We start from the raw sequence: 2,369 nt of genomic DNA on the forward strand, positions 1-2,369 counted from the left end.
TTGAAAATCTGGATGAAAAGGCAAAAAAATCGGGATAATTAATTTTCCAGAGCCTCGCTCAAGGGTATATTTTTATTTTGGCAGAGGCTCTTTATGATATGTAAAACTATTTCTACTCCCGGTTGCTTTTTTCCTGCTTATGCAAGTGGCAAATTCAATGATCACAGACGGATTCCGAAAGACGCGGAAAAGCGGTGATAAAATAAGGGGGAGGGCCCCTTTATTTTATCGTCAACTCAACTCCCTCCACATACCGGGCTTTCACTCCTTTCCCTTTTTGAACCACTTTTCCGCTGTACAACTGCTTGCCGCTTGAAATGTCGAACACATACAGGAGACACGCTTTTTCCCGGGAATCGTTCGGGATAAGGAAGTACAACCTGCCGTTTTTGATTTCAGGGATGGGGTTGCCCGTACTCTGGTACTTGATAGCAAATGTCTTGTCTGCTTTCAGCTTTCCGTTCCCGTCAAAGGTTAAAAGGCGCGCGCCTCCGTTCTTTTTTGTAATTGCCATATAAACCGTCTTCCCGTTGTAAACAAACTTCCAGTTATCGCTGTCCCGCAACGAAATGTCTTTTGGCAACCTGAGTTTTTTCGTTTCATTTGTATGGTAATTGTAAATAAAGGTAGTCATTTCCTTTACTGTACCGTCGTCGTCCACTTTCTCTTCTTGATATGCCAGTATATGGTTGGGCTTGTTCACGTCGGTTTCTGCGAGCTGGGTATATTGGGCCATTCTCCCAGCCTGTTCTCTTTGTGCAATCACTTTATCCCCGGTTATTTTCTTTTCCGGCAGGCTGACACGATACACGCGGATACCTGTATCCATCCCTGCCGCTACTTTCAGCTCGTTTCCGGTTTTTTGCACATCCCAGACCGATGGATAAGATTGTTTTGTAAAACCCGGTACCTTCATCTTCATCGTTTTTATTTTCTTCGTTTTCTTATCCAGCACCCCGACATACAGCGCTACACGGGACCGGTGAAGCGGCTGCGGCTTGATTTCGGCATAAGCAATCATTTGTTTATCTTCATAAAAGCCGCCTTGGTCGGTTTTCCCCCTCATATAACGGGGATACTGTTTGACATACTGCTTGTACCAAGCCGGATCTTCATCCAGTGACAAAAAAGAAGACTCCCTTCTTAAATCGTGGCTCCCGGATGAAGTAATGGAAAACATGCGATTCAAACGGTTTTCCTGGCTATCCATCGCAGTAATTTTAACATTCGGGATTTCATTTTCATTTCCGCTTACCCTTTTCAGCACAAGGCCCGGATCCTTGCCAGCGGCCAATGCGGTGTAAAAAAGGGGGATCGCCGCCACAACCGCAACCAGAATTACCAATAAATTTAAATAACGTCTCATCGTATCTCTCCCTTACACCGTTACTTTGTATTTGATCAAGTATCCCCCCAGGAGGATGGAATACCCCGCAATGATGGCAGTCGTGGCCACTTCAATCCATAATAATTCCTGCTGGTGCAAAACCCCGGGCAGCAACACTTCAAAGAGGAAATCCGGCGTCCAAAATAAAACGAACGAGAGAAAGCCGTACAGCAGGCCGAGCAGGATCCCCTTCATGCGGAAACTTCTTTCCAATAAGATTGCTGTAAATATTACAAGAACCACTGTAAATCCTAACCCGTAATGGAAGAGAAAATCTATCGCTGCACCGGGAAGCAGCAGGTTAAAATAAGGGAAACTTAAGACAGCATCTATGACCGTCATATCCATCCTGTAAATGCCCGGTGTAATGGCATTAAAAAAGAAATGTTCAACCGGCAGTAAAACAATCTGAACAGCAACAAATCCAAACACCAACAGCAAAATGCTCGCCGCTTTCGCCAAATAGAGATTCCATCTTTCAACAGGAAGCATCAAAAGCCGGTAAATGAACGTATGCTTGCCGTACCAGTCCCTGTACCAAATCAGGAAGATATAAAACATCATGGCCGCCGCACAAAGCGCAATCGGCCCCATGAACCAAACCGTACCAAAGCAGTCGATAAAGCTGATCGAACCATAATGCTTTACGTATGCCAGTTGGGCAGTGGGCAGTGACTGGTGATATACGATCCCATTTGCTTGGCTGATATAACGATGCACCGTCAAAAAAACGGACGTAAATTGTGAAAGGATGGTGATTGCAACCAAAGACCAGTAGATTTTCGCAAAACGGTTGATTTCAAAATTTACAAGTTTTACAAAACTTTTCATTGCCGGTATACCTCCCTCATAATATCGACAACGGATTTCCCTTCGCTGCTGCGGATGTCTTCCTGATGCTAGTATAGTTTCATGGACACCCTTTAGTGAAATATAATATTAACGAAGGGATGTGTCCTGATATGGGTAACACAAGCGAAAA

Annotated in this window: 2 protein-coding genes; both read right to left on the bottom strand. The window is 44.4% G+C overall.

Annotated features, from left to right (window positions below; genetic code table 11):
• Positions 1–220: 220 nt before the first annotated feature.
• On the bottom strand, positions 221–1,366 hold the full coding sequence (locus IC21_RS00665) for a hypothetical protein (protein ID WP_029143138.1): 1,146 nt from the start codon (positions 1,364–1,366) through the stop codon (positions 221–223).
• Positions 1,367–1,378: 12 nt separating this feature from the next.
• The gene (locus IC21_RS00670; protein WP_029143139.1) at positions 1,379–2,218 is read right to left on the bottom strand and encodes a hypothetical protein; all 840 of its coding nucleotides are present in this window, start codon (positions 2,216–2,218) and stop codon (positions 1,379–1,381) included.
• Between the last annotated feature and the right edge of the window lie 151 nt (positions 2,219–2,369).

It is taken from the genome of Heyndrickxia coagulans DSM 1 = ATCC 7050, assembly GCF_000290615.1.
GTDB lineage: Bacteria > Bacillota > Bacilli > Bacillales > Bacillaceae_C > Weizmannia > Weizmannia coagulans.